Source organism: Alistipes shahii WAL 8301, from assembly GCF_025145845.1.
Classification (GTDB): Bacteria; Bacteroidota; Bacteroidia; order Bacteroidales; family Rikenellaceae; genus Alistipes; species Alistipes shahii.
Genome location: NZ_CP102253.1, coordinates 2,694,097 through 2,717,503, shown reverse-complemented (window position 1 = coordinate 2,717,503; position 23,407 = coordinate 2,694,097). Strand labels below are relative to the sequence as shown.

At 62.4% G+C, this 23,407-nt stretch carries 17 protein-coding genes; 6 read left to right on the top strand and 11 right to left on the bottom strand.

Features of this window, described 5'->3' with window-relative positions; translation table 11 throughout:
- Positions 1 to 114 precede the first annotated feature (114 nt).
- The 5 genes from NQ492_RS11385 (at position 115) to NQ492_RS11365 (ending at position 6,745) form a co-directional block, all read left to right on the top strand.
- Positions 115 to 2,142, top strand: coding sequence for a S8 family serine peptidase (locus NQ492_RS11385; protein WP_015547637.1), 2,028 nt, complete (start codon positions 115 to 117; stop codon positions 2,140 to 2,142).
- Positions 2,143 to 2,156: 14 nt separating this feature from the next.
- The gene (locus NQ492_RS11380; RefSeq protein ID WP_015547636.1) at positions 2,157 to 2,630 is read left to right on the top strand and encodes a hypothetical protein; all 474 of its coding nucleotides are present in this window, start codon (positions 2,157 to 2,159) and stop codon (positions 2,628 to 2,630) included.
- Between the two features lie 191 nt (positions 2,631 to 2,821).
- Entirely contained in the window at positions 2,822 to 4,012 is a 1,191-nt protein-coding gene (locus NQ492_RS11375; RefSeq protein WP_015547635.1) for an FprA family A-type flavoprotein, read from the top strand.
- Between the two features lie 107 nt (positions 4,013 to 4,119).
- Positions 4,120 to 5,433, top strand: a complete 1,314-nt coding sequence (locus NQ492_RS11370; protein ID WP_172633833.1) for a UDP-glucose dehydrogenase family protein — start codon at positions 4,120 to 4,122, stop codon at positions 5,431 to 5,433.
- Between the two features lie 133 nt (positions 5,434 to 5,566).
- Positions 5,567 to 6,745 (top strand): multidrug effflux MFS transporter, encoded by a 1,179-nt coding sequence (locus NQ492_RS11365; RefSeq protein ID WP_015547633.1) that lies wholly within the window; start codon positions 5,567 to 5,569, stop codon positions 6,743 to 6,745.
- A 50-nt stretch (positions 6,746 to 6,795) separates the two neighbouring features.
- On the opposite strand, the gene NQ492_RS11360 is transcribed toward NQ492_RS11365, so the two are convergent.
- On the bottom strand, positions 6,796 to 7,245 hold the full coding sequence (locus NQ492_RS11360) for a YhcH/YjgK/YiaL family protein (protein WP_044054534.1): 450 nt from the start codon (positions 7,243 to 7,245) through the stop codon (positions 6,796 to 6,798).
- A 207-nt stretch (positions 7,246 to 7,452) separates the two neighbouring features.
- Here NQ492_RS11360 and aspA point away from each other — a divergent pair, with 207 nt between their 5' ends.
- Positions 7,453 to 8,886 (top strand): aspartate ammonia-lyase, encoded by a 1,434-nt coding sequence (gene aspA, locus NQ492_RS11355; RefSeq protein ID WP_015547631.1) that lies wholly within the window; start codon positions 7,453 to 7,455, stop codon positions 8,884 to 8,886.
- Positions 8,887 to 8,941: 55 nt separating this feature from the next.
- Here aspA and NQ492_RS11350 read toward each other — a convergent pair whose 3' ends face one another.
- From NQ492_RS11350 to NQ492_RS11305, 10 genes are all read right to left on the bottom strand, one after another.
- Positions 8,942 to 10,972: a M3 family metallopeptidase gene (locus NQ492_RS11350; protein ID WP_050794783.1), complete on the bottom strand. Its 2,031-nt coding sequence runs from the start codon at positions 10,970 to 10,972 to the stop codon at positions 8,942 to 8,944.
- A 224-nt stretch (positions 10,973 to 11,196) separates the two neighbouring features.
- Entirely contained in the window at positions 11,197 to 12,339 is a 1,143-nt protein-coding gene (locus NQ492_RS11345) for an endonuclease/exonuclease/phosphatase family protein (RefSeq protein ID WP_015547630.1), read from the bottom strand.
- Between the two features lie 3 nt (positions 12,340 to 12,342).
- Positions 12,343 to 12,945: a rhomboid family intramembrane serine protease gene (locus NQ492_RS11340; protein ID WP_015547629.1), complete on the bottom strand. Its 603-nt coding sequence runs from the start codon at positions 12,943 to 12,945 to the stop codon at positions 12,343 to 12,345.
- Between the two features lie 39 nt (positions 12,946 to 12,984).
- Positions 12,985 to 14,979, bottom strand: a complete 1,995-nt coding sequence (mutL, locus tag NQ492_RS11335; protein WP_015547628.1) for a DNA mismatch repair endonuclease MutL — start codon at positions 14,977 to 14,979, stop codon at positions 12,985 to 12,987.
- The gene (locus NQ492_RS11330) at positions 14,980 to 15,384 is read right to left on the bottom strand and encodes a hypothetical protein (protein WP_015547627.1); all 405 of its coding nucleotides are present in this window, start codon (positions 15,382 to 15,384) and stop codon (positions 14,980 to 14,982) included. It lies immediately after the preceding gene.
- A gap of 195 nt (positions 15,385 to 15,579) precedes the next feature.
- On the bottom strand, positions 15,580 to 16,749 hold the full coding sequence (dnaJ, locus tag NQ492_RS11325) for a molecular chaperone DnaJ (RefSeq protein ID WP_015547626.1): 1,170 nt from the start codon (positions 16,747 to 16,749) through the stop codon (positions 15,580 to 15,582).
- 4 nt (positions 16,750 to 16,753) lie between these two features.
- Positions 16,754 to 17,362 (bottom strand): nucleotide exchange factor GrpE, encoded by a 609-nt coding sequence (locus NQ492_RS11320; RefSeq protein WP_022062234.1) that lies wholly within the window; start codon positions 17,360 to 17,362, stop codon positions 16,754 to 16,756.
- A gap of 151 nt (positions 17,363 to 17,513) precedes the next feature.
- Positions 17,514 to 18,233 (bottom strand): SAM-dependent methyltransferase, encoded by a 720-nt coding sequence (locus NQ492_RS11315; RefSeq protein WP_147620364.1) that lies wholly within the window; start codon positions 18,231 to 18,233, stop codon positions 17,514 to 17,516.
- Between the two features lie 73 nt (positions 18,234 to 18,306).
- Complete coding sequence (gene alr / locus NQ492_RS11310) at positions 18,307 to 20,676, bottom strand: alanine racemase (protein ID WP_015547625.1); 2,370 nt, start codon at positions 20,674 to 20,676, stop codon at positions 18,307 to 18,309.
- A 175-nt stretch (positions 20,677 to 20,851) separates the two neighbouring features.
- The gene (locus tag NQ492_RS11305) at positions 20,852 to 23,347 is read right to left on the bottom strand and encodes an endonuclease MutS2 (protein ID WP_147620366.1); all 2,496 of its coding nucleotides are present in this window, start codon (positions 23,345 to 23,347) and stop codon (positions 20,852 to 20,854) included.
- Positions 23,348 to 23,407: the final 60 nt, after the last annotated feature.

Below are 23,407 nucleotides of genomic sequence, written 5' to 3'. Positions count from 1 at the left end.
CGACGCATATTGTTCCACACGACCCGACACAGTCCGAGCGACCGTGTCGGGTTCTGTGGTCCAATGAAACGAAACACCGGTCACGACATGCACTAATATTAGGATTATAAGATTATGACAAGGACAACAACTTTATGGAGCCTGCTGCTCCTGTCTGCGGCGCTCTCCCTGGGGTCGTGCACCAAGGATGCGACGGAGCAGGCGACGGGTCCCGAACCGGAAGCGAAAGCGGCCTCCAAACTCGTATTCTCGTCGGAGAACGCCGTCAGGGGCGAACTGCTGGTCTGCTTCGGCGAAGAGGCCGTAGCGGGCATCGAATCGTCGGTCATGCAGGTTACGCGTTCGGGCGGCGTCGCCACCCGTTCGGGCATCGCCGATTTCGACGCCGTGCTCGGCAGCATCGGGGTAAAGGCGTTACAGCGTCTGTTCCCGGTAGACGAACGGAACGAGGAGCGCACGCGCGCCGCCGGCCTGCACCGCTGGTACGTCGTGGAGTTCGACGCCGCCGCCGATCTCGACAAGGCGGCCCTCGACATGGCCCGGATCGCCGAAGTGAGCAAGGTGGAATTCAACCAGCAGCTGATGCACGTGCACGAAGGCCGGGTCATCCCGCTGGCCGAAACCGGCGCTGCGCCGCAGACCCGTGCGGCCGTCGGGTTCAACGATCCCCACCTGGGCAAACAATGGCACTACATCAACACCGGCGACAAGTCGATCTATTCGAAGATCAAGGCGGGAGCCGATGTCAACTGCGACGAGGCTTGGAAGCTCTGCACGGGCGACCCGCGCGTTATCGTCGCGGTCGTGGACAACTGCGTGCAGTGGGACCATCCCGACCTGGCCGCCAACATGTGGACCAACACCGCCGAGCTGAACGGCTCGGAAGGCCGTGACGACGACTCGAACGGCTATGCCGACGACATACACGGGTTCAACTTCGTCGACAATACGACGCTGACCATCAGCACCAAAGGCGATGCACCGGACCACGGCACGCACGTGGCAGGAACGGTCGCAGCCGTGAACAACAACGGCACGGGCGTCGCAGGCATCGCAGGCGGCTCGGGCAAAAACGACGGCGTGAAGATCATGTCCTGTCAGATTTTCCACGACAAAGACGGCGGCGACGTGGCCATGGCGGCCAAGGCCATCAAATACGCCGCCGACAACGGCGCGGCGATCATCCAGTGCAGCTACGGCTACCCTGCCGGCTCGGTAACCTCCGACGCGGCCTATTCCAGCGGCGCCAGCGCCGAGAAGCAGGCCATCGACTACTTCATCGCCAAACAGAACTGTGCGGCCGTCAGCGGCGGACTGGCCATATTCGCCGCCGGCAACGACATGACCGGCATGTCGAGCTACCCCGGCGCTTACCGCGACTACATCTCCGTAACGGCCATGTCGTGCGACTACACCCCGGCCTACTACACCAACTACGGTCCCGGCTGCAACATTGCGGCTCCCGGCGGCGACGCCTACCAGTCGTATCTGGAAAACATAAATACCGGAGCGTCCGAGGTGTTATCGACCGTCAACGGCGGAAAATACGGCTACATGCAGGGCACGTCGATGGCCTGCCCCCACGTTTCGGGCGTGGCGGCGCTCGGGCTGTCCTATGCGCTGCAACTCGGCAAGACCTTCACCCAGAACGAATTCACGACGCTGCTGCTGACATCGGTAAACGACATCAACCAATACTGCACCGGAACGAAACAGTATTTCACCGACAAGGGCAGCCTGGCGACGCTCGACCTGTCGCAGTACAAAAAGGGGATGGGCACGGGTTACATCGACGCCTACCAGGTGCTGATGAACGTCCGCGGCATCACCTGCATCCCGATTCCCGTCGGCAGCCAGTACACGCTGAACCTGCAACCGTACCTCGGCGGCGGAAATCTGGACCTGAAGATTACGGAAATCTCCATTTCGGCCGAAGACATGGACCGGCTGGGCATTTCGGCGAACCCGACCATATTCGCCAACCAGATCATCCTCAAGTGCACCAAACCCGGTTCGGCGGTGGTCCGGATCAAGCTGCTCGCCGGAAACGGTAACAACAGCGGAATGAACGGCATGCCGATCACGAAGGAATTCGCCTTCATCGCACGTGAGGTTCATTCCCAGAACGGAGGTTGGTTATAAAACAAGGGCACATTATGAAAAACATCAAACTGTTATTGATCGGCCTCGCCGCGGCGTTCGCGCTGACCGGGTGCGGCGATTCGTCCAAGGATACGCCCGAACCCGAGGGCGACGGCAACGTCGTCGGCAGCTGGCATCTGGTTTCGTGGAGTTCGCTCCAGTCCGCCGACGTCTACCTCTCGTTCAGCGAGTCCGGTTCGTTCGACATCTACCAGCGGCTCTACAAGCCCGAATACGTCCACCTGGACGGCACGTATTCCTACGACAAACCCACGCTCAGCGGCCGGTACAGCGACAACACCCCGTGGGGAAGCGCCTCATACCGGGTTTCGTTCAACGCAGACGGAACACGGATGACGCTGACCAGCACTTCGAGCACGAGCGACGTCTCGGTCTTCGTCAAGGCCGAAATCCCGTCGGAGATCATCTCCGGCGCGCTGGAGTCCACACCCCAAAGCAGGGCCGAAGATATGCCGCGGTTCCTCTGAACCGCCGTCCTGCCGGCATGCGCCGCAACCCTTCACCGGGTTGCGGCGTTTTGTTTCCGGGCGAAAACCGCGCCGCGCACGGGACTCTTCCGCACCCCGGCATGCAACTTGCCGGAGCAATAAAAAAGCCGGCAGTAGCGCCGGAAAAATATTTTTAGTAAATTTGTGCCAAAACAAAACAAAAAAGGTTTATGGCAATTACCGAAATACTTCCCGGCATCCACTACGTCGGGGTCAATGACCGCACCACCACGCGCTTCGAAGCCCTCTGGTCGCTTCCGATGGGCGTGTCGTACAACGCCTATCTGGTCGCAGGCGAAAAGATCGCCCTGATCGACACCGTCGAAGAGTCCTTCGGCAGCCGCCTCGAAGCCAACATCCGCGAGGCCATCGGCGAAAGGGAGATTGATTATCTGGTCGTCAACCACATGGAACCCGACCACTCGTCGTCGATCGCGGCGCTGCGCCGCATCTATCCCGACATCGAGATCGTCGGCAATGCCAAGACGCTCCAGATGATCGAAGGGTTTTACGGCATCGCCGGGGGCACGGTCGAGGTCAAGGAGGGCGACACGCTCGATCTGGGCGGCAAGACGCTGTCGTTCCACATGATCCCGATGGTGCACTGGCCCGAGACGATGGTCACGTGGTGCGCCGGCGACCGGACGCTCTTCTCCGGCGACGCCTTCGGCACGTTCGGGGCGCTCGACGGCGGCATCACCGATTCGCAGGTCGAGACCGACCGCTACTGGGACGAGATGCGCCGCTACTACGCCTGCATCGTGGGCAAGTACGGCGGTCCCGTGCAGAAGGCGCTCCAGAAGGTCCGCACGCTGCCCGTCGGGACGATCTGTTCGACGCACGGACCCGTATGGCAGCGGCAGATCGCAAAGGTTCTGGATATTTACGACCGTCTGAGCCGCTACGAAGGCGAACCGGGCGTGGTCGTGGCCTACGCCTCGATGTACGGCAACACGGAGCAGATGGCCGAGCGCATCGCGCGCGAACTGGCCTCGCGGGAGGTCGGCCCGATCCGGGTCTACAACCTCTCCTACGCCGACCCGTCGGTGGTCCTGCGCGACGTTTTCCGTTTCGACACGCTGATCGTCGGCGGCCCGACCTACAACGGCAACCTGTTCCCGCCCGTGGCCGAACTGCTCGACCGCATCGCCGCGCGCGGCATTCCCCGGCGCAGATTCGGCTGGTTCGGTTCGTTCTGCTGGGCCGGAGCCTCGGTGCGCCTGCTCGCGGAGTTCGCCCAGAAGATGAAGTGGGAACCCCTGTGCGATCCCGTGGAGATGAAACAGGGCTACTCGCACGAGATGTGCGATCCCTGCGCAACGCTGGCGGAGGCTGTCGCCGGATGCAGGTGCGGAAAATAGAACGACGCAGGGGCGGTCTTCGGACCGCCCTTTTTCGTACTGCGGCGGGGATATTTCGAAAAAAAGACTATATTTACATTCCGAAAGAAAAAACTCCAGGAATTATGATGAAAATTGCAATCGTGGGAACGGGTTACGTAGGACTCGTATCGGGGGCCTGCTTCGCCGAAATGGGACTCGACATCACCTGCGTGGACATAGACGCCGAAAAGATAGAGGGTCTGAACGCAGGCGTTATCCCGATCTACGAGCCGGGACTTGAGGAGCTTGTGCGGCGCAACGTGGAGGCGGGACGCCTGCACTTCACCACCGACCTCACGGAGTGCCTGCCCCATGTCGAGGTGGTCTTCTCGGCCGTCGGAACCCCGCCCGACGAGGACGGTTCGGCCGACCTGAAATACGTTCTCGACGTGGCCCGCACCTTCGGTCGCCACATCCGGAAATACACCGTGCTGGTCACCAAGAGCACCGTCCCCGTGGGCACGGCGCAGAAGGTGCGCGCCGTGATCGAGGAGGAACTCGAGAAGCGCGGCTGCAAGGTCCCGTTCGACGTCGCCTCGAACCCCGAATTCCTGAAGGAAGGTGCGGCGATCAAGGACTTCATGTCGCCCGACCGCGTGGTCGTGGGCGTCGACAGCGAACGGGCGCGCAAGCTGATGGCCAAGCTCTACCGGCCGTTCCTGATCACCAATTTCCGCGTGCTGTTCATGGACATTCCCTCGGCCGAAATGACCAAATACGCAGCCAACGCCATGCTCGCGACGCGCATTTCGTTTATGAACGAGATCGCCAACCTGTGCGACCGCGTGGGCGCCGACGTGGAGATGGTCCGCAAGGGCATCGGCTCCGACGCCCGCATCGGCAACAAGTTCCTCTACCCCGGCTGCGGCTACGGCGGTTCATGCTTCCCGAAGGACGTGAAGGCGCTAGCCCACACGGCCCGGGAACACGGCTACACGATGCAGGTCATCGAGGCCGTCGAGCGGGTCAACGAGCAGCAGAAAGGGATTGTTTTCGAGAAATTGCAGACCGCGTTGGGCGACCTGCGGGGCAAGGTCGTCGCAATCTGGGGGCTGGCCTTCAAGCCCGAGACCGACGACATGCGCGAAGCTCCGGCAGCGGTGGTGATCGACCACCTGCTGAATGCCGGCGCCAAGGTCTGTGTTTACGACCCGGTCGCCATGCCCGAATCGCAGCGGCGGATGGCCGGCCGGCCGATCCGCTATGCCCGGACGATGTACGAGGCCGCGGAGGGAGCCGACGCCGTGGCACTCATCACCGAATGGAAAGAGTTCCGCATGCCCGACTGGGCCCAGTTGTACACGGCGATGCGCGGCGAGACGATCGTCGATGGCCGCAATATCTTCGACAAACCGGAAGTCATAGCCGCCGGATTCCGCTACTTCGGAATCGGCAAATAAAGCCTCTCCCAAGTGGGTTGATACATGGATTTTTTCGGTCCGGACAGTTCCGAAATTGAACTACACCCCGTCCCAAAAGGCGATTCGCAGGGCGAAAATTCAGAGTAATTTTGCTACGATAAAACAGCGTATTATGAACAAAGACAACAGCAAAATTTACCTGCTCGTCCTGCTGGGCCTGCTGACAGCATTCGGTCCGTTCGTAACGGATATGTACCTGCCGACGCTGCCCGCCATGACGGATTTCTTCCATACCTCCTCGTCGATGGTGCAGATGGGACTCACCACCAGCATGATCGGCCTGGCTGCCGGACAGCTGCTCTTCGGTCCCCTGAGCGACAAATACGGACGCCGAACGCCGCTGCTGACGGCCATGTGGCTCTTCATCGGCTCCACCCTGCTCTGCATCTTCGCCTCGGACATCCGCCAATTCGTCACTGCGCGTTTCCTGCAGGGCATCGCCGGTTCGGGCGGCATTGTCATTTCGCGGTCGGTCGCCACCGACCGGTTCGGAGGCCGCGACCTGGCCCGGATGCTGGCGCTGATCGGCGCCGTCAACGGCGTGGCTCCGGTCGTCGCCCCCATCATCGGCGGCACCCTCACCGACTCTATCGGCTGGCAGGGCATCTTCTGCATCCTGCTGATGCTGGGATGCGTCCTGCTCGCAGGTTGTTTCCGCCTCCGCGAGTCGCTCCCGGCCGAACGCCGCAGCGCCGTAGCCTGGGGCGACATTTTCCGCAGTTTCGGCACCGTGCTCCGCAACCGCCGCTACGTGGCCTACGTCCTGCAGATGGGTTTCGCCCAGGGCGTGCTGTTCGCCTACATCGCCTCCTCGCCCTTCATCATGCAGGGACACTACGGATTTTCGGCGTTCGAATTTAGCATCTGCTTCGCCGTCAACGCCGTGGCCATCGGCAGTGCCGCGGCTTTCTCGATCCGCTTCCGCAACCCCGAACGAAGCACCCGAGCCGGATGTATGGGCATGCTCCTCTTCGCCGCTGCCGAAGCCGTGGCCCTAGGCCTCGGATGCGGGTTCTGGGTCTACGAGGGACTGCTTTTCGGCCTGCTCTTCGCCATGGGGCTCACCTTCACTTCCTCCACGGCGCTGGCCATGGGAGCGGCCCGCGAATACGCCGGAACTGCCTCGGCCATGCTGGGCGCCATCTGCTTCTCGTTCGGCGGCATCGTGTCGCCGCTGGTCGGCATCGGCGACACGCTCCTCTCCACAGGTGCGGTCTTCATCGTCTGCGCCCTCTGCTCATGGCTCAGCCTGCGCATCGCCCCGCGGCACACAGCGTTTGCCGCCGCCTGAAAAAAGGCCGGAGACTATGCTCCGGCCCGTAGCGGTATCGCCTGCGGCGCTTATTTGCGCACTTTGACGATAATCTTGCGCACCGTGCCCTCGCCCACCATCGGGGCGTGCCCGTCCTCGGGGAAAAGCACCGTAAACTGTCCCGGACGCATCGTGTAATAGGTCTGCGGCACGTCGTCGAAGAGCTGGATGTCATTCTCGACGCTGAATTCGCCCAGCGGCTTCTTGAGCTCCCTGCGCTCGCTCCAGCCGAAGGACTCCTCCTCGCCCCGGATGAGAACCTGGATGTCGATGTACTCGTTGTGGATTTCGAGTTTGGCGTCGGGCTTCTGTTTCAGCTCGCGCTCCATGACGTTGACGTAAATGTCCTTGCCGTCGAGTTCGTGAATACCCGGTTCCATCGTCGTCCAGTCGGTCGAGGCGATCAGTTCGAAAGCCTGTTTCATGCGCGGGCTTACGCCGTAGTAAAGCGCGCTGTTTTTCAGAGAGTCTAAAATCATATTCTTTATTTGTTTTTCGGTTCTGCGTTCGTCCGCCGCCGAATTCTGCGACCCCGCGGAGCGAATACAAAGTTAACAAGATTTTTTGTTTTGACAAAGTGGCGGAAAAAGCATTATATTTGATGTCGGAACGTCTTACCGGACCGCACCCGATTCGGCTTGGACCCCACCCCGCTTTTGCGTACCTTTAATAAAAACATACCGATCATGGACTTTACGGAAATCAGACTTTCGGGCAAAACCCGTCGTGAACACGATCTGCTGGGCGAAATGGAAATCCCGGCGGAGTATTATTTCGGCGTGCAGACCATGCGCGCGGTGGAGAATTTCCACATCAGCCGCGTGCGGCTCAACTTCTTCCCGGAGCTGATCCGCGCCCTGGCCGACGTCAAGCAGGGCGCCGCGATGGCCAACCGTGACCTGGGACTGCTCGACCCGGCGATCGCCGACGCGATCATCCGGGCCTGCGAGGAGCTGCGCGCCGGGAAACTCGAGGAGCAGTTCGTCGTCGACATGGTGCAGGGCGGCGCCGGCACGTCGACCAACATGAACGCCAACGAGGTGATCGCCAACCGGGCGCTCGAACTCCTCGGCCATGAAAAGGGCGAATATCAGTTCTGCCACCCCAACAACCACGTCAACCTCTCGCAGTCGACCAACGACGCCTACCCCACGGCCGTGAGGATCGCACTGGTGCGCAGCATCGAGAAACTGGTGGCCTCGCTGCGCGAACTCATCGCGGCGTTCCACGCCAAGGGCGAGGAGTTCTCCGGCATCATCAAGATGGGCCGCACGCAGCTTCAGGACGCCGTGCCGATGACCCTCGGACAGGAGTTCGAAGCCTACGCCGCCAACCTCACCGAGGAGACCGAGCGGCTGACGGCCAACATGAAACTTTTCTTCGAGATCAACATGGGGGCCACGGCCATCGGAACGGGCATCAACGCCGACCCCGACTACGCCGGGCTTTGCACCCGTTACCTGCGCGAGATCACCGGACTGCCGCTCGTCGAGGCGTCGAACATGATCGAGGCCACGAGCGACACGGGCGCCTTCATTATGAACTCCTCGGCCCAGAAACGCCTTGCGGTGAAACTCTCGAAAATCTGCAACGACCTGCGGCTGCTCTCGTCGGGTCCCCGCTGCGGGCTGAACGAGATCAACCTCCCGCCGCGCCAGCCGGGATCGTCGATCATGCCGGGCAAGGTCAACCCCGTGATCCCCGAAGTCGTCAACCAGGTAGCGTTCCGCGTCATCGGCAACGACCTCACCGTGACGATCGCATCGGAAGCCGGACAGCTCGAACTGAACGTCATGGAGCCGATCATCGTCCACTGCCTGTTCGAGAGCATCGAAATGCTGATCAACGCCATGAACACGCTGCGCGAGAAGTGCATCGCCGGCATCACGGCCAACGAGGAGGTCTGCCGCCGGATGGTCTTTAACAGCATCGGGCTGGTGACGGCGCTCAACCCCTATCTGGGCTACGAAACGTCGAGCATGCTGGCCAAGGAGGCCCTCAAAACCGGCAAGGGCATCTACGACCTCGTACTCGAGCATAGGCTGATGAGCGAAGAGGAGTTGCACAAGGTGCTGCAACCCGAAAACATGGTCCACCCGCGCAAGAAGATCGGAGAGTGACCGAACGGGACAGCCCCGGCCCGATGAGCCGGGGCTGTTCCGTTCCGCCGGGCCGCTATTCCGCCAGCCCGTAACGGCGCATCAGGGGCTTCACGTCGGGCACGGCGCCGCGGAAACGCACGTACTGCGCCATCGGCTCGTCATAGCCCGCTTCGGTCAGGATATGGCGGCGGTAACGGCGCGCGGTTTCGGGATCGAAAATATCGCCCGTGCCGGTGAATGCCGCGAAGGCATCGGTGTCCAGCACCGCCGACCACGTGTAGGAGTAGTACTGCGCGGGGTAACTGCTGGCGAAGATGTGGTTGTAATAGGTCGTCCGGAAGCGTAAAGCGGTATGCTCCGGGAAGTCGTAACGTTTCAGGAAGGCCCGTTCGAAAGCCGCCACGTCGCACCCTTCGACCGGCCGCAGCACGGTGTGCCATTCGAGGTCGAGCAGCGCGGTGGCATAGAAATCGGTCAGGTAAAGCCCCTTCAGGAAGTTCTCCGACTCCTTGAACTTCGCGATCAGCGCATCGGGAATCGGACGCCCCGTCTCGTAATCGCGGGCGTAGTGTTTCATCACCTCCGGCTCCCAGGCCCAATGCTCGTTCAACTGCGAGGGCAGTTCGACCATGTCGCGCGGGAAGCTGCCCGTCACCTGCGGATACGGCCCGCGCGAGAGGAAACCCGCCAGAGCGTGTCCGAATTCGTGGAAGAGGGTCTTGACCTCGGAGGTCGACAGCAGCTTCGGCCTGCCTTCGGCCGCACGCGAGAAGTTGCAGCTGATGGTCACCAGCGGCAGCACCTCCCGCTCTCCGGCGCACGAATACCCGCGCAGGCGCGAGCACCACGCGCCGCCGCGTTTGCCCTTGCGGACGAAGCAATCCAGATAAAGCAGTCCGAGGGGGCGGCCTTCGGCGTCTTTCGCCTCGAAGGTCAGCACGTCGGGGTGGAAAACGGGAATGTCCGTGCGCTGCGTCAGCGTGATTCCGAAAAGACGGTTGGCCACATAGAAAACGCCGTCGTTGAGCACATTGTCGAAAAGCAGGTAGTTGCGCATGCGCCCCAGTTCGGACCCGAATTTCGCCTTGCGCAGCTTGCCCGAATAGAAGGCCACGTCCCACGGTTCCAGCCGGAAGGCCGAATCCCGCTCGTATTTCACGGCGAAAGCCTCCAGTTCGGCACGCTCCGCACGCCCCTTCCCCGCGGCAGCGTCCTTGAGCGGCAGCAGCAGTTCGCGGACCTTTTCGGGCGTTCCGGCCATGTTCGTCTCCAGCGTGTAGGCGGCATAGTTCTCGTATCCCAGCATCCGGGCCCGTTCGAGACGCAGGTTGACGATGTCGACCGACAACTGGCGGTTGTCGTACTTCCCGTCCATGCAGCGCGAGGTGTAGGCCTCGTAGAGTCTCCTGCGCAGATCGCGGTTCGTGGCCGAAGCCATGACCGACGCATAGTCGCCGTTCGTGAACCCGACGGCCCAGACGCCCTGATGCCCCTGCCGGGCCGCATTGCGGGCGAAACGCTGCCGGGTCGTCCCCGCAAGCCCGTCGAGCAGGCTGCTGTCCTGCACGTACAGGACGAACTCCTGGGTCGCCTGCGTGATGTTCTGTCCGTGGCGGATGCGTTTGAGCGAAATCTCGCGGTTCAGCTCCTTGAGCCGCTCCTTCTGCCCGGGCGTGCAGAGCGCCCCGCCGCGGATATAGCTCCGGTAGACCTTGCCGAGCGTCCGCAGCTGGAGCGAATCCAGCCCGGCCGCATCGCGCCGGTCGTAGACGGCCTTCACCAGGCGGAAGATCGCCGTGTCGAGCGTCACGGCGTCGTATGCCTCTCCGGTCAGCTGCGCGGATTCCAGAGAGATCCGGATGACGGAGTCGCCTCCGAAATTCGATTTCAGGTAACCCAGCACCGCGCGCGGAACGTCCAGCAGGCTGTCGGCACGGTCGAGCGGCACGACGACGTTTTCGAAAGTCGCCTCCGCGGGGTCCAGCGCCCTGATTTTCGCAATCCCGGCCTTGTAGGCGCGGATGCCCTCCTCAATGGCGGGCATGATGTCGGCGGCATGGATGCGGTCGAAGCGGGGCGCCCCGTAAGGGGCTTCGGAAGGCATCAGCAACGGATTTCCGGCAAAAAGCCGACCGGAGAAAAGGAACAGCCCACATACGGAGAGGAGAAGCGTTCTCCTTACGAGCGGAAGGGATCGGATCATGGCGAACGATTGGCTGAATTTTTCCACAAGATAGCAAAAAAATCGTTCCGGACAACACCTGCCGGCAAATTAAAACCGGCGGAAAGAGTGTCTCCGCCGGGGCATCCCGTTTTCCGGGTAATTCGTCAGGAACTTTTCCGAAGCCGCACGACGACGGGATGGTGGTCCGAATAGTCGACCGGAAGCACCTCGTAGGAGAGCGGTTCGAAACCGCCGCTCAACACGTAGTCGATGCGCAGCGTGTTGTAGAAACCGCGGAACGTATGCGAATAGCCCGACCCGCACTCACGGAAGGCGTCGCGCAGCCCCCGCGCCATCGTGCGGTAGACATACGACATGGGCGTATCGTTGAAATCGCCGCAGACGATCCGCCGCGTGCGCGTCGCACCCACGACCTGCGCGATGCTGTCGACCTGCGCGGCCCGAAGCACGCTATTCTCGCGCAAACGGGTCACGATACTGCGGATTTTGGTCTCGCGCGCTGTGTCCGAGAGAAACTGATGGCTGGTGATGAACTGGTTGTCCGAAGCGTTGATGGCCGTCGAGCGCAGGTGGTTGTTGAAAACCCGCACGGTGTCCTCGCCCACAATCACGTCGGCCCAGACCGAAGACGAAGGCGTCAGCACGGTGTCCGAACGCAGGATGCGGTATTTGCTCAAGATGGTCAGCGTCGAGCCGTAGACCGAATCCGGGGCCTGCGTGCGTCCGAAGTGCGCGATCTCGTACTTCTCGCCCAGCAGCGAAAACTCCTCGGACTGCTCCGCGAGGCGGGCATTGAACTCCTGGAGGCAGATCAGGTCCGGAGCCTGCTCCTCGATCAGGCGCAGGATGTCGTCGACGCTGCTCCGGCCGTCCTCGCCGTAGAAACTGCGCACGTTGTAGCTCATAACCTTGACAGCAGCGCGGTCGAAGGCCGTCTCCGTGGCATAGCTGCGGCGGATTTCGGGACGCCAGAAGAGCGAGACCTTGAAAAGCCCCGCCACGACGACGACCAGCATCGCCCCGGCGCACACCCAGCGCCAGCGGATGATCCAGTAGAGCGTCAGCACGACCGACGCGACGTAGACCGCCGGAGCGGCCAGCCCCAGCACGGGAAAGAACCACACGCTGCCCGGATCGACATAGGGGACGAAATAGGTGAGAACCATCGTCGCGCCCACGGCCAGCGTCACGAGCGTCAGCGCCAGGTCGACGAGCCGCATGACGAGACTGCGGCGCCGTTTCCCCGAAGGGCCTCCCCCGTATCCGTTATAGTAATCGGGAGCCATCGTCTAAAAACGGATCGTTCCCCGGCGTTTCCACCAATGCAGCAGCAGGAATCCCCACAGCATGCCGCCCACATGGGCGAAATGAGCCACGTTGCCCACGCCCTTCCATCCGAGGAACAGCTCGATGACGGCATAGATGATGACGAACCACTTGGCCTTCATCGGAATAGGCGGAATCAGCAGCATGATGACCGCATTGGGATGCATCACGCCGAACGCCAGCAGCAGGCCCATCACCGCGCCCGACGCGCCGACCAGCAGCAGCGGCAGTTCGCCGAACGCCAGCGCCGTGAGGTACTGGATCAGCGCCGCACCCACGCCGCAGACCATGTAGAAGGTCAGGAAACGCTGCGAGCCGAGTTCGTATTCGAGCGTACGCCCGAACATCCACAATGCGAACATGTTGAAGAAGATATGTTCGAAATTGGCATGCAGGAACATGTAGGTGATGAACTGGTAGGTATGGAAATAGGGCGTTCCCAGCGACAGGGCGCAATACTGCATGATCGTGTCGCCGACGGGCAGCAGCGCCGTGGCCATGTAAACCAGTACATTGATGATTATCAAATTCTTGACCACCGGAGGGGTCTGAAAATAGCGGTTCATGCGTTTTAATTTTTGCAAATGTAACTCTTTTCCGCCGGATTATCCCAACTTGGCGCGCAAATCTTCCGGCGTGATCTCGGCGGTGATCGCCTTGCCCGAGGGCGAAAAACTGAAACTGCCCGTGTCGGCCAGCTGTGCGAGCAGCGCCGCGGCCTCCTCGCGCGACAAGGTCCGCCCCGCACCCTTGGCGCCGGAGCGGGCCATCACGCCGGCGATCTTCTCGCGCCGCACATCGGAGAGCGACACCGGAGTCGCAAAGGCCTGCAACAGGTCGAACAGCAGCCGGTCCACGGCGTCGGCGGGCATGTCGGCGGGCGTGCCCCTCACTTCGACGGTCCCTTCGCCGCAGAAGTCGATGTCGAAGCCCAGGGCAGCGAACTCCACGGCATTCTCCTCCAGCAGGGCGTATTCGTCGCCCGAAAGAACCAGCCGTTCGGGGAACAGCAACTGCTGGCTCACCGACGAGCCGTTGCCCAGCATCCGGAGGTAATCCTCGTAAAGAATCCGCTCGCGGGCGCGCCGCACGTCGACCACCACGAAGCGGCCGCCCAGCAGAGCGGCGACATATCCGCCCGGCAGCGGCAGCGCATCGGTGAATTCCGGACGCTGCGGCATGTCGAACCGCTGCTGTTCGGGAGCGGCCGACGAAGGGATGAAATCCAGGGCGCTGTCGTCGAATCCGCCGCCCGAAGGGGTGATCTCGAAACCGCCGCCCGACTCGAACTCCTCGAACTCCCCGGCGTCCGCACCCGGCAGGGCGAATCCGCCCGCCGCGGCCTGCGGGAACGACGGCGCGGCGCTCCGGACTCCGCCCGTGCGCAATCCTCCGACCGCGCTGTCCGACACGCCCCCGCCGTCGCGGTACGGCACGTCGAAGCCCGTGAAATCCTCGTTGGGATCGGGCGCCGAAGGGTCGATATACTCCTCGCGGAAAGGGTTGTAGTCGCTGTTCGACATGGCCAGCGGCTCGCTGTACACGGCTCCTTTCTGCAAAACGGGAATCTCCACCGGGCTGTCCCGGTCGAAATCCATCAGCGGCACGGCGCCCGTTTTGGCCAGCGTCTCGCGCACGGCGGCGTTGACGATCTGCCACACGGCCTCCTCGTCGGCGAACTTGACCTCGGTTTTCTGCGGGTGCACGTTGACGTCGATACGCCCGGGATCGAGCGTCAGGTAGAGGAAATAGGAGGGCTGGCAGCTCTCGGGAATCAGCTTCTCGTAGGCTTTCAGAATGGCGCTCGTCAGATAGGTGCTCTTGAAAAAGCGCCCGTTGACAAAAAGGTATTGCTCCGTGTTGCGTTTCTTGGCGGCAGCCGGACGGCCGATATATCCCTCGATGCAGGCGATCGAAGTGTCGGCCTCGACCTCCAGCAGGTTCTGCTTGATGTGACGCCCCACCACGTCGACGATGCGTCCCGCCAGCGACCCGGCCTGCAACGTATAGACCGGAGCGTCGTTGGCGTAGAGTTCGAAGGCGATCTGCGGGTTACAGAGCGCGATGCGCTGGAACTCGGCCTTGATCTGCGACGCCGAGGTGGTGCTCTTGTCCAGAAAACGGCGGCGCGCCGGGACGTTGTAGAAAAGGTTGCGCACGAAGAACTGCGAACCCACGGGACACATCACCGGGTTCTGCGCCGCGAACTGCCCGCCGTTGATCTCGGTCTGCGTACCCACCTCGTCGCCGGCCTGCCGGGTGCGCAGTTCGACCTGCGACACGGCGGCGATCGAAGCCAGGGCCTCGCCGCGGAATCCGAACGTGTGCAGGGCGTAAATATCCTCCACGGCCCCGATCTTGCTCGTGGCGTGGCGGTCGAAGGCCATGCGCGCGTCGATGGGCGACATGCCGCAGCCGTCGTCGACGATCTGGATCAGGTCCTTGCCGCCGTCGCGGAAGTTGACCTTCACCGAAGTCGCCCCGGCGTCGATGGCGTTCTCCATCATCTCCTTCACCACCGAGGCGGGCCGGTTGACGACCTCGCCCGCGGCGATCTGGTTGGCAACGACCTCGGGTAATAATCTGATCTTGTCTGCCATTTACTCCTCGTAATCGTTGGGAACGACCCTAATAGGCGCATAGGGATTGAACTCCTCCTCCCCGACCTGCTGCGTTTCGGTCGCGGGTGCGGTCCGCGCGCGCAGGAACACATCGGCCAGCTTCGGGTAGAGCAGGTAGATAAAAAGCAGCACCAGCACGGCCCCCGCGGCCATCTTCAGCACACGGATACGCCCCCGCTCCTCCTCGTTCGAACGCCGCGCATCCCGGGCTTCGCGCTGGGTGCGGATGTACTGTCCGGGCTGGTATTCGCGGTCGGCATCCTCGGCGCGCTCGCCGCGCAACTCGGCACGGCGCTGTTCACGGGCCTCCTTCTCGGGGTCGTAATAACGCGGGATGTAATTGAATTTGTTCGGGTGCCGTTTGAAAGGGGTAAAGCCTAACATGGTCGTTCTATTTTTTGTAAAGATACGAATATCTTCGCAATTTTATTGCATGACTCTCTTTATTGTGGTTGCATTGCGACAAGCCCCCGCCTCAGGCGGGGGTTTAGGGGTGGGTCAGATTTGCAAACGCGGCATTCCGCCGCCAATTACAAGCCGGAATCAATGTACGAACGATTAATAATTCATCCCGGATTATTACCTGAAGAAGCTTTTCATCCGTTCGAAAATATTCTGGTTCTTGACCGACTCCGCCTTCTGGAAAGAGGGCTGCGCGGCCAACTGCTCGACGAGTTTTCGCTCCTCAGCCGAGAGTTTCGACGGAACGGTGATGTCCACCACCACCAGTTCGTCGCCGCGACCGTAGCCGTTCACGTCGGGCAGTCCCTTGCCGCCCAGGCGCAGCACCTTGCCGGCATGCGTTCCCGGGGCGATCTTGATCTTGGCGCGCCCGTCCACCGTCGGAACCTCGACCGTACCGCCCAACAGGGCCGTCGTCACGGTGATGTTCAGGTTGTGGATCAGATCGTTGCCGTCACGCACCAGTTCGGGGTTGCGCTCCTCCTCGATCACCACCTGCAGGTCGCCGTTCACGCCGCCCTGACGCGCGGCGTTGCCCTTGCCCGTGACGGTGAGGACCATGCCCTCGCCCACGCCGGCCGGGATCTTGATCTCCACGACCTCCTGCCCGCGCAGCGTGCCTTCGCCCTTGCACTTGTCGCACGACGCGGTGATCACCTTGCCCGTGCCGCCGCACGTGGGGCACACGCCCTGCGTCTGCATCCGGCCGAAGAAGGTGTTCTCCACCCGCGTCACATAGCCCGTGCCGTTGCAGGTCGAACAGGTCGAATAGGAATTGGCGTCCCTGGCTCCCGAGCCGCCGCACTTGTCGCAGGCGACGGTCTTGTTGATCTTGAGTTTCTTCGTAACTCCGTTGGCGATCTCGGCCAGCGTCAGACGGACCCGCACGCGGATGTCCGAGCCGCGGTTCACGCGCCGTCCCCCGCCGCCGTTCGACGAGCGGAATCCGCCCCCGAAATGGCCGCCGAAAATGTCGCCGAACTGCGAGAAGATGTCCTCCATCGAGAACCCTCCGCCGCCGAAGCCGCCGAAGCCGCCGGCCCCGCCGCCTGCCGCGCCGCTCATTCCGGCATGGCCGAACTGGTCGTAACGGGCGCGCTTGTCGGGGTTCGACAGCACGTCGTAGGCCTCTGCGGCCTCCTTGAATTTCTCCTCGGCCTCCTTGTCCCCGGGGTTTTTGTCGGGGTGGAACTGGATGGCCGCTTTGCGGTAGGCCTTCTTTATTTCGTCTGCGTTAGCATTCTTCGCAACGCCCAGCACTTCGTAGTAATCCCTTTTTTCTGCCATGGTCTTACTCTCCTACAACTACTTTTGCGAAGCGCAGCACCTTCTCGCCCAGCATGTAACCCGTCTGAACGACGTCGATGACCTTGCCCTTCTTCTCGTCGCCGGCGGCGAACCGGGCAACGGCCTCCGAAAAATCGGCGTCGAACTCCTTGTCCAGCACCTCGATCTCGGTCACGCCCTTGCGGCGGAGCGCCTCGGTAAATTTCTGTGAAATGAGCGTCACGCCCGCCCGCAGCGCCTCCAGATCGTCGCTCTTCTGCATGGCGTCCACGGCGCGCTGCACATCGTCGCGCACAGGCAGCATCTCTAGCAGCACGTCGCGGCCCCCGGTCTGCACCAGGTCCATCTTCTCCTTGAGCGTGCGCTTGCGGTAGTTGTCGAACTCGGCTTGCAGGCGGACGTACTTGTCCTGCCACTGGGCCACGGCCTCTTCGAGCGCCTTGGCTGCGTCGGCTTCGGCAGCGGGTTCTCCGTCTGCCAATGTGTCAGTCGCCTCGTCGGTTTCATCTGACACATTGGCACAAGGCTCCCCGTCGCACGACGGATAACCATCGCCGGGGGTGAACCCTTCGTCGCCGCTAACAGCCTCATTATAAACTTTTTCTTTTTTCATATCTTGTAATTTTTCAGTTTTCCTCCCCTTATTCGAACAAATTGCATACCAACCCGGCCAAGAGGCGGGCTTCAAGGACAATGCCTGCATGCCGGACATCGAACCGGCCTGCGCGCTACCGCCCAAAAGCCGCTTCACGGCAAGGCTGCGCTTATCCGATGATGAAAATGGCCGGGCGCCTGTTCATTTCGGGCAGCTGGCGGCGGCGCCACTCCCCGGCCGTATGGGTCTCGATCCGCTCGTCCGGAGCCGTGAGGTCCACGGCGACGGTCAGGCGCGTCTGGTCTCCGAGCGTCTGCACCAACTGCTCCATCAGCTTCACGTTGCGGTACGGAGCTTCGATGAAAAGCTGCGACTGCCCCTCCGCCAGCGCACGGCGTTCGAAGAAACGGATGGCCCGGGTCCGTTCGGGCGGCTTCACGGGCAGGTAGCCGTTGAAAGCGAACGACTGTCCGTTGAGTCCCGAGGCCATCACCGCCAAAATGATCGACGACGGGCCGACGAGCGGCACGACGCGGATGCCGCGGCGGTGGCACGCCCCGACGACCGGCGCCCCGGGATCCGCCACGCCCGGCACGCCCGCCTCGGAGATCACCCCCGCCGAGCGGCCTTCGAGCAGCGGCGCGATCAGCTCCTCGATTTCGCGGCCGGCCGCGGTGTGCTCGTTCAGTTCGCGGAATTCCAGTTCGCCGATGGACCGCGCGATGCCGGCTTTCGACAGGAAACGCCGCGCCGTGCGGGTGTTCTCGACGATGAAGTAGTCCAGCGCATCCATCACGGCCCGGTTGGCCGCAGGCAGCACGTCCCACGGCGCCGTTTCGTCCGAAATCGGACAGGGAATCAGGTATAAAATTCCAAATTCAGAATTCATAATGCATAATTAATTAGGTTCGCAGGCATAATTCTGAATTGTGAATTCTGAATTATGAATTGCGCTCCGCGCCTTATTCCTTGAGGTAGATTCGTTTCACACGCGACGAGACCGACGTCATAATCTCGTAAGGTATCGTGTCGAGCACCCGGGCCATCGTTTCGAGGTCGTTGCCCGGCTCGGCGGAGAAGACCGTCACTTCGTCGCCCTCGCCGACGCCCGGAATGTCCGTGATGTCGATCATGCAGCTGTCCATGCAGACGCGGCCCACGATCGGCGCAGGCCGCCCGGCCACACGCATCGACCAGCGTCCGCAGCCCAGATGGCGGTCCAGCCCGTCGGCGTAACCGATCGGCACGGTCGCCGTCACGGTCGGCCGCAGCAATTTCCCGGCGCGCCCGTAGCCCACGGCGTCGCCCGCTTCGAGACGCTTGATCTGCACGATGCGGGTTTTGAGCGCCGAAACCGGGCGCAGGCCCGCATTGTGCACCCAGCCGAAGCCGTAAAGCCCCAGTCCGAGTCGGCACATGTCGAACCGCGCCTCGGGGAATCGCTCGATGGCCGCCGAATTGGCCGTATGGCGGATGACGGAATAGGGCAGCGACGCGGCTACGGCGGCACTCATGCGGTCGTAGCGCGCGATCTGCTCCCGGGTGTAGGCATCCTCTCCGGGCATGTCGGCGCAGTTCAGGTGCGAAAAGACCGACGCCACCTTCACGGCGGGCAATGTCGGCAGCACCTCGCACAACCGCCCGATCTCCCCCTCCATGAATCCCAGCCGGTGCATGCCCGTATCGAGCTTGATGTGAACCGGATAGCGGGTTTCGCCCGCATGCGACACCGCATCGGCGAAATCGGCGAGCGAACGGAAACTGTATATCTCGGGTTCGAGGCGGTTGGCGATCATCTGGTCGAAACTGTCGGCGTCGGCATTCAGCACCACGACGGGCATCGTGATCCCCCGCTCGCGCAGCAGCACACCCTCGTCGGCGAACGCCACGGCGAGGTAGTCGACGCCCTGATGCTGGAGCATCTGCGCCACCTCGAAATCCCCCGCGCCGTACGAACCCGCCTTGACCATCGCCACGAGCCGGGTCCGAAAGTCGAGCTTCGAGCGGAAATAGTTCAGGTTGTGGATCATGGCGTCGAGATCGACCTCCAGCACCGTCGTGTGGCTCTTGCGCGCCAGCGCATGCGCGAGTTTCTCGAAACGGTACTCCCGCGCGCCTTTCAACAAGACGGCACGCCCGGCCACGGCCCTGCGGCCGATGCGGGCGATGCACTCGTCGGTCGAGGCGTAAAACTCCCTGTCGCAGCCGAACAGCGCGGCGTAACGCTTCAGTTTGGGACCGATGCCGACGAGCGTATCGACGCCTGCCCGCGCGACCATTCCCGCCACGCGGCCGTAAAGTTCGTCGTCGGTCAGCCCGCTCTGCGCGATATCCGACAGCACGAGCGTCCGGCGGCGCGACAACGCCACGTTGTGCAGGTAGTCGAGCGCCAGGGCCAGCGAGTTGAGATCGAGGTTGTAGGCGTCGTTGATCAGCACCGAGTCGTTGATGCCGTCCTTGACTTCGAGACGCATGGCGACCTCGGGAGCTTCGGTAAACGACGGCGCGGGATAGCCCATCGCCGCGCAGAACGCCTCGACGATCCGGGCGTTGCGGCGTGACGCCTCGTTGCCGATCAGCGTCTCCGGGACCTCGGGGCATGAGGCCGCGTCGCAGAGCTTCCGCCCCGCGAAGCGCGAGGCGATCATGCGGCCCAGCGGCTCGTAATAACTGTGGTAAACGATGGTCTCGGCACGGTGGGCCAGAACCATCTTTTCGTCGCATTTCTGCTCCAGATTGAGGAAATTCTCCTGGTGCGCGTCGCCGATCGAGGTGAAAACCACCACGTCGGGACGGATGATGCGCTCCAGCCGCGCCATCTCCCCGGGTTTCGAAATCCCCGCCTCGATCAGCGCCAGCTGCTCGTCGCCCTCGATCATCAGCACCGACAGCGGCACGCCCAGCTGCGAATTGTAGCTCTTGGGCGAACGGTAGCACTTCATCCCCGCGGGCAGTTCCTCGGCAATCCACTCCTTGATGACCGTCTTGCCGTTCGAACCGGTGATGCCCACCACCGTTCCCCGGAACTGCGCCCGGTGATAGGCCGCCAGACACTGCAAGGCCGCAATGGCGTTTTCAACAACCACGTAACCGCACTCCGGCAGGGCTTCGAGAGGCCGTTCGACCATAAAAGCCCGCACGCCGCGCGCATACATCTGCGCCACGAACGCATGCGAATCGTGGTTCGCGCCGCACATGGCGACGAACACCGGTCCCGAGCCAAGCTCGCACGTCAGCGAGCGGCTGTCGGTCACCACCGACTGCACTTCGCAGTCCGTTCCGGAGAACCTGCCGCCCACGACGGCGGCGATTTGCGAAAGACGATATTTCATAAAATACCCAATGGTTTATCTTTTGTACTTTCATTTCCAAAAGTACGAAAATATTTACAGCTCTTTGCCGCTTTCTGGTCGTCAAAAAGACTCAAGCCGCAACATAGTCGCCGGATCTTTGTACCTTTTTTCCGCAAAAAGGTACAAAGAACAGCAGCAGTCGCAGACTGCAAAATCACGACAGATCGAAGGTCACGATCGTAATTCCCGCACCGCCCCGGTCGGCATGTTCGTCGACCGCCGAGGCGATCTCCGGCACCGTGCGCAGGTAGCGGCGAATCTCCTCCTTCAAAGCCCCCGTGCCCTTGCCGTGGAGAATCGACACCGTGCCCACACCCACCATCAGCGCGTCGTCGATGAAGTTGCGCACCTCGTCCAGCGCATCGGCGGCCCGCATGCCGCGCACGTCGATGTGATCCTTGAAGTTGAGTTTGCGCGACGAGATGTCCACCGAGAGCACCGTACGAGCCGCAACGGGCCGCGTCGCCTCGCGGTATTCGTTGTTCGAAACCACCGTCAGCAGCCCTTTGTCCACCGTCGTGAGTATCTGTCCGAACGCCACTTGCGCCCGCTTTCCCTTCACCGACTGCACCACGCCGACCATCTCCTGCCCGGCCATGCGGACTTTCGACCCGGCGACCACTTCGCGCGGCTTTTCGGGCTGCGGAGCGGCCTCCCCGGCTGCCGGCTGCGCGCCCTGCTGCGCCCTGCGCTCGGCGCGCCGTCGGCGGCGACGTTCGATACGCTCGATCTCGCGGGCCACGGCGGCTTCGTTCCCGGCCTCGTCGGCCTTCTCGACCGCCTCGCGGAAGTCGTCCAGCTCGCGCCGCGCCAGCCGCGTCAGCTCCTTCTCGGCCTGCGCCTCGCGGATGGTTTTAATCGTATTTTCTATCTGTTTGTTGGCGTCGGCGATCAACTGCCGGGCCTCCTGCTTGGCCTTTTTCAGAATCTCCTGCCGCTCGGCGCGGATCTTCGCCAACTGCTCGGCATAGTTCTGCTCCAACTCCTCGACCTTGCGGTCCGTCAGACGTATGCGATCGCGCTTCTGCTCCCAGTAATGCTTGTCGCGGGCGATCTCGCGCAGCTGTTTCTCGATATTAATGTGATCCGACCCGGCCTTCTCGCTCGCCGCACGGATAATATCCTCCGGAAGCCCGATCTTGCGGGCGATCTCCACGGCGAACGAACTGCCCGGCTTACCCATTTCCAGCCGGAACAGCGGCCGGATGTTCTGCACGTCGAACATCATCGCGCCGTTGGCGATGCCCTCCACCGACGCGGCGTAATACTTGATATTGGCGTAGTGGGTCGTGATCACGCCGTAACACCCCCTGCCGAGCAGACGCTCGAGGATCGCCTCGGCGATGGCCCCGCCGATGACCGGCTCGGTTCCCGACCCGAACTCGTCGATCAGCACCAGCGTGCGGCCCGAAGCGCCCGCCAGCATGTGCTTCATGTTCAGCAGGTGCGACGAATAGGTCGACAGGTCGTTGTCGATCGACTGCTCGTCGCCGATGTCGATGAAAATGCTCTCGAAGACCGGCAGTTCCGAGACCTCGGAGACCGGAACCGGAAACCCGCACTGGAACATGTACTGCACGATGCCCGTGGTTTTCAGGCAGACCGACTTGCCGCCGGCGTTGGGTCCCGAGATGACGAGGATGCGCTTGCGACGGTCGAGCTGCAAATCCAGCGGCACGATCTCGCGCCCCGCAGCCCGCAGCGTCTGCTGCAACAGCGGGTGGCGGGCGTTTTTCAGCACCAGCCTGTCGTCCGTCGAGAGGATCGGCCGCACGCACCCGTTCTCCGAGGCCCAGCGGCCCTTGGCGCGCAGCATGTCGATCTCGGCCAGGTAGTCGCCCGAATCGGCGATCAGCCCCGCGTCGGGACGGATCGCTTCGGTAAACTCCGTGAGGATGCGCACCACCTCGCGCCGCTCGGCGTACTCCAGTTCGCGCAGTTCGTTGTTGATCTCCACCACCTCGACCGGTTCGACGTAGAAGGTTTTGCCCGTCGCCGATTCGTCGTGGATAAAGCCGTTCAGTTTGCGTTTGTTGCCCGCCGAAACCGGGATCACGGCCTTGCCGTCGCGGATCGAGATCTGGGCGTCGGCATCGACGATGCCCGCCCCCTTGGCCGCAGACAGCACGGCCTGCAACCGCTTGGCCGCCTGCCCTTCGCGTTCGCGGATGGAGCGGCGGATCTCCTGCAGGGCGGGCGAGGCGTTGTCCTTCACCTGGCCGAAGCGGTCGAGAATGCCGTCGATGCGCTGCACGATCTCCGGAAAGGCCGCAACGCCCCGCGTGCGGGCATGGAGGGCCGGATAACGCTCCTCGCGGCTGATGATGAACGAGACGATGCCGCCGATTGCGGCCAGCGCCCGGCGCAGGGTCACGACCTCCTCCACGTCGAGGAACGAACCTTCGACGCGCAGTTTGGCGACGATGTAATCGACGTCGGGGTACTCGCCCCCGGGGAAATCATGCTCCATATCCAGCAGCAGGCGCATTTCGTCGGCGAGCGCCAGCCGCCGTTCGATCTCGCGCGCAGAGGTCGAAAAGCCCTCCGCGGCGAGCCGCTCGCGGGCGGCGCGCATGGTGCAACGTGCCGCGACCTGCTCGCGGAGCCGGTCGAAACCTATCTTTTGCTCGAATGTAGCAGGGTAAATCATGACAGTAAATTAAGAATTAAAAATGAAAAATCGAAAGGGCGCCGGTCGGAAAATTTCGCG